This window comes from Streptomyces sp. SID14478, assembly GCF_010548525.1.
GTDB lineage: Bacteria > Actinomycetota > Actinomycetes > Streptomycetales > Streptomycetaceae > Streptomyces.
Genome location: NZ_JAAGMG010000916.1, coordinates 1 through 6,586, shown reverse-complemented (window position 1 = coordinate 6,586; position 6,586 = coordinate 1). Strand labels below are relative to the sequence as shown.

Here is a 6,586-nt window from a genome sequence, read left to right as displayed (position 1 = left end):
GGGGTGGGGCCGCCGCTCGACGTACCCCTTGCGCACCAGCTCGTCGACGAGCTGACTGGCGGCCTGCTTGGTCACGCCGAGGTGCGCGGCGACATCGGTGGCGGTGGCGTCCCCGAAGGACAGGCGCACGAAGACGAACCCGTGCGCCGGGCGCACCCCGTCGAACCCCCTGGCCCGGACACCCTCGTCGATGCGTTGCGTCAGCTCGCCGGCGGCGGCGAGCAGCGCGGCGGACAGGGCGAGGGCTTCGGAGTTCTGCACGCAGGTATTGAAACACCCTTGACGCATTGGTCAAGCAGCCTGACCATATAGTCAAGGAGCTTGACCATCCGGTCGGTCCTCCACCCCCGTCCCGAAACTCCACGCACCTCCCGAACCAAGGAGCACGCATGCCCGTAGTCCGCGCGTCAGAGGCCGTCGTCCACGAACTGCACGGCGTCCGCTTCGTCTCGTACGCCGCCCCCGGCACCGGCAGCAAGGAGCTGGCGGCCTGGCGGGGCGAGATCCCGGCGGGCGCGAAGGGGCCCGACCACACCATCTCCCGCGAGGAGATCTTCCACGTGCTGACCGGCTCGCTGCGCCTCACGCTCGACGGCACCGCCCACACCCTCACCGCGGGCGACACGGCGATCGCGAACGCGGGCACCACGCTCGGGCTGGAGAACCCGACGCACGCCCCGGCGACGATGTGGGTGACCACTTCGGTGGGCCTGGAGGCCGAGCTGGCGGACGGCACCCGGATGGCGCCGCCCTGGGCCAACTCCTGAGCCCCGCCGGGTGGGGGCTCAGCCCTGCCGCGTCATCAGCTCCGCACACCGCTCACCGATCAGCATGGCGGGCGCGTTGGTGTTGCCGCCGGTGATGGACGGCATCACGGCGGCGTCGGCGACGCGCAGCCCCTCGACGCCGCGCACCTTCAGCTCCGGGTCGACGACCGCGTCCGCGTCGTCGTACCCGCCCATCCGGCAGGTGCCGACCGGGTGGTAGACGGAGTGCACCCGCTGCGGCAGCTCGCGGGCGAGGTCCGCGTCGTCGGCGAGGGCCCGGCCCGGATGGAGCTCCCCGGTGACGACCTCCTCCAGCCGCTTGTGCGCCATCGCCTCCCGGACCAGCTTCATCCCCTCGATCAGGAAACGGGCGTCGGCCGGATCGGAGAGGTAGCCGGGGTCGATCAGCGGGGCGACCGCCGGATCCGCGGAGGCCAGGCGCAGCTCGCCGCGGCTCTTGGGATAGATGAGCGTCGGCATCACGGTCAGCGCGGGCCGCTTGTCGACGGAGTGGCGCACGGGCGCGTCCTGGTTCGGGCTCGGGTACGACCAGGGCAGGGCGTGCAGTTGCAGATCGGGCTGGTCGGCGGGGGTGTCCGCGCCGGCCGTGCGGACGAAGCCCATCGCCTCGAAGACCGTCTGCCCGAGCCAGCTGCCGCCGCGCAGCGTCTCGGCGAGCATGCCGGTGAAGAAGTGCCCCGCCGTGCCCCGGTGCTGGGCACTGGGGGCGAGGAAGGTCATCGGGACGAAAAGGTGGTCGTGCAGGTTGCGGCCGACGGGGAGGTCGGCGGCGACGTCGATGCCGAGGCCGCGCAGTTGTTCCGCCGGGCCGATGCCGGAGAGCAGCAGAAGTTGCGCCGAGCCCACCACGCCTGCGGACAGGACGACTTCGCGGCCGGCCCGCAACACCTGGCGACGGCTGCCGTCGGTGATCTCGACGCCGGTGGCGCGACCGCCCTCGAGGACCACGCGCGTGACCATGGCGGCCGAGCGGATGCGCAGCCGGGGCGGGCGGTCCGCACCGAGATAGGCGTGCGAGGCGCTGTAGCGGACACCGCCCCGGGCGCTCATCTGGACGGTGCCCATGCCGGTCTGTTCCACGCCGTTGTAGTCGTCGTTGCGGGGCGTGTCCAAGGCCTCGGCGAACGCGTCGACCAGGGCGTGGGAGGCGGGAGTGAGGCGGGGCGTGCGGGTGACGGCCACCGGTCCGCCGGCGCCGCGCACCGCACTGGCGCCGTCCTCCCAGTCCTCCATGCGCTTGTAGGAGGGCAGGATGTCGTCGTAGGACCAGCCGGTGCAGCCCGCGGCGGCCCAGTCGTCGTAGTTGCGCCGATGACCGCGGACGAACAGCATGCCGTTGATGGCGCTGGAGCCACCGAGCAGTTTGCCCCGGGTGACAGGAATGCGGCGCCCGGCCGCGTGCTCCTGCGGCACGGTGTAGTAGCCCCAGTCGAAGCGCTTCTTGACCTGGGGCACGGAGTGCATGATCGAGATCATGCCGGGCTTGCGGATGATCCGCGAGCGCTCCAGCCGCGCCGCGCCCGCCTCCACCAGGATCACGCTCGCCCCGGTGTCCGCAAGCCTGCGCGCCACGATGCAGCCGGCGCTTCCGGCACCCACAACTATGTAGTCAGCCTCAAGAACTGATGGTGTGTCAGCCACGGGGCGCAGTGAAACACGCCGCCGCCCAAGGAGCAATACGCAGGGCGTGCGCCCATGATCAGGCGACGTCCGACACCGCTGCCGCCGGGCGCACCGCACCGGGCCCGAACCTGTCCCGGGCCCGGTCCACGACGGCCTCGATGCGGCGGGCCCGCTCGTCGGCCGGGTCGAACTGCAGCTGCCGGGAGGTGCGTTCGGCCGGCATCAGCTCGTCGGCACGCAGCGTGAACGAGCGGACCCGGGCCCGCTGCAGGGCGAGCCGGTCGTGGAGTTCGTAGGCGAGCGCGGTCAGGGGCGGGGTGTGGGCGGTGGCCTCGCGCAGGGTGCGGGTGCGGGTGGTCGTGGAGCGGTCGGCGTAGCGGACGGTGAGGGCGAGGGCGCGGGTGGCCTGGGACTCGGCGCGCAACTGGAGGCCGAGCCGGTCGGTGAGCGCGAGCAGCGCGGCACGCTGCCGGTCGCGGTCCAACTCGTCCTGGGTGAAGCGGTGTTCAGCGCGGATCGAACGGGCGGGGGCGGCCGGGACCACCGGTGTCGGATCGAGGCCGCGGGCCGCGTCGTACAGGCGGCGGCCCGCGCCGACGCCGAGGATCCGCTGCAGGGTGCCGAGCGGTGCGGCGGCGATCCTGCCGACGCTGTCCAGGCCGTACGAGGACAGGGTGCGGGCGGTCGCGGGCCCCACGCCGTGCAGGGCGGCGGCGGGCTTGTGCGCGAGGAAGGCGGTGACCTGATCCAGGTCGTCGGGGAGTTCGCGCACCGCCGACGGCGGGCCGTCGGCGGCGACCATGCGGGCCAGCAGGGGGTTCGCGGCGACCCCGATGGTCGAGCGGAGCCCGTACAGGCCTCCTGAACGGGCCCGGATGCGTTCGGCGAGGGCCGGGGCGTCCGTGCCGAAGTAGCGCAGGCTGCCCGTGACGTCGGCCAGGGCGGCGTCCGGTGGCAGCGCCTGCACCAGCGGAGTGAACTCGGCCAGCAGGGCGAGCAGATGGAGGTAGATCCGCTCGCCTCCGGGCCCGTCCGCCAGGTCGTGGAAGTGGACGTACAGGATCTGCGGCCGCGTCGCCCTCGATTCTTCCGCCACGTCGCTCATCCCGCGCTCCCCGGGCTCTGGTGCCACAACTTGCGGCTCTGCTTGACGGATTCGCCGGGCGGCTGCAGGTCGGCCCAGGGGTGCAGGTCGTACCCGGTCTCCAGGCGGATGCTGCGGCCCTGCGCCGCAGGCTCCGTCGCCGGGCCCTGCGTGGTGAGCCGCCCCGTGACCGCCGACAGGCCGCCCGTGCGGCGCAGTTCGGCCAGTTCGGCCAGGTCCCAGGCGGCGGACCCGGTGACCGACAGCGCCTTGCCGCCGCCCCCGCCGCGGCGCTGCACCACGCCGCGCACCAGCAGCAGCCAGGAGTGGAAGACGGTGTGGGCGCAGGCGTCGTGGCTGTCCTCGAAGAACGCGCAGTCGACCAGTCCCGAGGTGTCGTCGAGCGTCGTGAAGATGACGCGCTTGCCGGAGCGGACCGGCGGGGTCTGCACGGCCCCCTTCGCGCCGGCGACCATGACCACCTGCCCGTGCGGCAGGTCCTTGAGGCGGTGCGCGGAGACCACTCCCAGTTCGCCGAGCAACTCCCGGTGGTCGCCCAGGAGATGGCGCGAGGTGTCCATGCCGAGCACGCCGAGTTCGGCGCCGAGCCGTTCGACGTCGTCGAGGTCGGGCAGCAGGGCGGGGGCGACCGTGTCGGGGGCGTCGCCGCTCTCGCCGAGCGTCAACTGGCCCTGATGTCCGCCGCGTTGCCCACGGAGCGACTCGGCGATGTGCAGCATCAGGTCCCGCCGGTTGCGTCCGAAGGTGTCCAACGCGCCGACCTGGGCGAGCCGTTCGGCGACCGGGCGGGACGGGCGGGCCCGGGAGAGGAAGTCCTGCAGCGAGACGTAGGGGCGCCCGGCGACGATCCGGTCCGCCTCGCTCTCGCTCATGCCGCGCACGTCGCCGAGCGCGAGCCGCACCCCGTGCACGGAGGGCTCGGCCTCACTAACGGACACCAGTTCGATTCTATAGGCCGCATCCGACGCGTTCACGTCCAGCGGCAGGATCGGTACTCCCCGCCGCCGCGCGTCCGAGAGCAGCAGCCGCTTCGGGTACATCCCGGGGTCGTGCGTGAGCAGTCCCGCGTAGAAGGCGGCCGGATGGTGCGCCTTCAGCCAGGCCGACTGGTACGAGGGCACGGCGAAGGCGACGGCGTGCGCCTTGCAGAAGCCGTACGCGCCGAACGCCTCGACGATCCCCCAGGTCCGCTCGATCACCTCGTGCGCGTAACCGCGCCGGCCCGCCTCCTGCGCGAACCACGCCCGCACCCGCCCGATCAGGTCGGGGTGGGACAGGGCGCGCCGCGTGTGGTCGCCGAAGGCGAGGCTGCAGCCGGTCATCACGTGCAGGATCCGGATGATCTGCTCGTGGAAGACGACCACGCCGCACGTCTCCTCCAGCGCGTCCCGCAGGTCCTCGTGCGGGTAGTCGGGCGCCTGGCGCCCGTGCCGGGCCTTGATGAACGGATCGACCATGTTGGCCGCGACCGGCCCGGGGCGGAACAGCGAGATGTCCACGACCAGGTCGTGGAAGGTCTCGGGCCGCAGCCGCGCGATGAGGTCCCGCTGGCCCGGCGACTCCGTCTGGAAGCAGCCCAACGTCTGCGAGGACTTGATGAGCTGATACGTCTTCGGGTCGCCCGGCGGCACCTGCGCCGGGTCGTCGAGGTCGATGCGGCTGCCGGTGTTCCGCTCGATCTCGGTGACCGCGTGCGCCATCGCGGACTGCATCCGCACGCCGAGGACGTCCAGTTTGAGCAGTCCCAGGTCCTCCACGTCCTCCTTGTCGAACTGGGACATGGGAAGGCCCTCGGTGCTGGTCGGCACGACGGGGGTGCGGCGCAGCAGCGTGGTGTCGGAGAGCAGGACGCCGCACGGGTGCATGGCGATGCCGCGCGGCAGGGCGTCGAGCGCCTCGACCAGGTCCCACAGGCGCGGCCCGTACGCGTCCGGGTCGATGCCGCGCAGTTCGGGCAGCTCCCGCAGGGCGGCGCGGGCGTCGCGGGCGCGGATGTGCGGGAAGGACTTGGCGAGCCGGTCCACCTCGGCCGGTTCCAGGCCGAGGGCGAGGCCGACGTCGCGCACGGCATGGCGTACGCGGTAGGTCTCGGGCATGGACACGGTGGCGACGCGCTCGGGGCCGAAGCGGTCCAGGATCGTCCGGTAGACCTCGAGCCGGCGGGCGGACTCCACGTCGATGTCGATGTCGGGCAGTTCGGCGCGCTGGTCGGACAGGAAGCGCTCCATGAGCAGCCCGTGCTCGACCGGGTCGGCGGTGGCGATGCCGAGCAGGTGGTTGACCAGGGACCCCGCGCCGGAACCGCGGGCGGCGACCCGGATGCCCAGATCCCTTACGTCGTCGACCACTTGGGCGACCGTGAGGAAGTACGAGGCGAAGCCGAGCCGTTCGATCAGGCGCAGTTCGTCCTCCAGCCGCTCCCAGTGGGCGCGGTCGCGGTCGTAGCCGCGGCCCAGCATCGCGGCGACGGAGCGCGAGCGCAGCACCCGGTCGGGGGTGCGCCGTCCCGCGCCGACGAGGCCCGGTTCGGGGAAGTGCACCCGGCCGATGCCCAGATCGTCCTCGGGGTCGACCCGGCAGGCGGCGGCGGTGTCCGCGGTGACCTGGAGCAGCCGGCGGGCCGTGTTCCCCCGGTACCCGGCGGCCTCGGCCACCTGCTCGGCGATCCGGGCCATGTCGGCGGGGGGCTTGAGCCAGCGTTCACCGCTGTCGAGGGTGCCGCGGGAATCGATCGGCACCAGCCGGCGGGCGGAGTCCAGGACGTCCGCGACCTGGCCCTGCCCGGCGTCCGCGTACCGTGCGGCGTTGCTCAGCACCGGCAGGACCCCCTGCTCGGCGGCGAACCCGAGCGAGCGGGCCGCGTGCCGCAGCGAGCCGGCCCCGGTGCCGCTCAGCCCGTGGCAGACGACCTCGATGCGCAGCTGCCCGTCCCCGTACCGCTCCCGCCAGGGCGCGAGCAGCCGGGCCGCACGGTCGGAGCGCCCGGCGGCCAGCGCGCGGCCGACGTCCGAGTCCGGGCCGAGCAGCACCACGACGTGCTCCCCGCCGACGGCGTCCCAGGGCAGCAGGG

5 protein-coding genes are annotated in these 6,586 nt (G+C 73.2%); 1 reads left to right on the top strand and 4 read right to left on the bottom strand.

Annotated features, from left to right (window positions below; translation table 11 throughout):
* Positions 1–261, bottom strand: a 261-nt coding sequence (locus G3I40_RS29920; protein ID WP_164305759.1) for a helix-turn-helix domain-containing protein, incomplete at its 3' end; no start/stop codon positions are given.
* A 128-nt stretch (positions 262–389) separates the two neighbouring features.
* On the opposite strand from G3I40_RS29920, the gene G3I40_RS29915 reads away from it, so the two are divergent.
* Positions 390–767 (top strand): cupin domain-containing protein, encoded by a 378-nt coding sequence (locus tag G3I40_RS29915; RefSeq protein ID WP_164305758.1) that lies wholly within the window; start codon positions 390–392, stop codon positions 765–767.
* Positions 768–785: 18 nt separating this feature from the next.
* Here the strand turns inward: G3I40_RS29915 and G3I40_RS29910 are convergent, their stop codons facing one another.
* The 3 genes from G3I40_RS29910 to dnaE all read right to left on the bottom strand — a co-directional run.
* Complete coding sequence (locus tag G3I40_RS29910) at positions 786–2,387, bottom strand: GMC family oxidoreductase N-terminal domain-containing protein (RefSeq protein WP_343245056.1); 1,602 nt, start codon at positions 2,385–2,387, stop codon at positions 786–788.
* A gap of 100 nt (positions 2,388–2,487) precedes the next feature.
* Positions 2,488–3,516: a hypothetical protein gene (locus G3I40_RS29905; protein WP_164305756.1), complete on the bottom strand. Its 1,029-nt coding sequence runs from the start codon at positions 3,514–3,516 to the stop codon at positions 2,488–2,490.
* Positions 3,513–6,586, bottom strand: a 3,074-nt coding sequence (gene dnaE, locus G3I40_RS29900) for a DNA polymerase III subunit alpha (RefSeq protein ID WP_164305755.1), incomplete at its 5' end; no start/stop codon positions are given. The genes dnaE and G3I40_RS29905, both read right to left, overlap by 4 nt.

Coding starts and splice junctions, on each gene's coding strand:
- G3I40_RS29915 (WP_164305758.1), top strand. CDS start 390: ATGCCCGTAGTCCGCGCGTCAGAGGCCGTCGTCCACGAACTGCACGGC.
- G3I40_RS29905 (WP_164305756.1), bottom strand. CDS start 3,516: ATGAGCGACGTGGCGGAAGAATCGAGGGCGACGCGGCCGCAGATCCTG.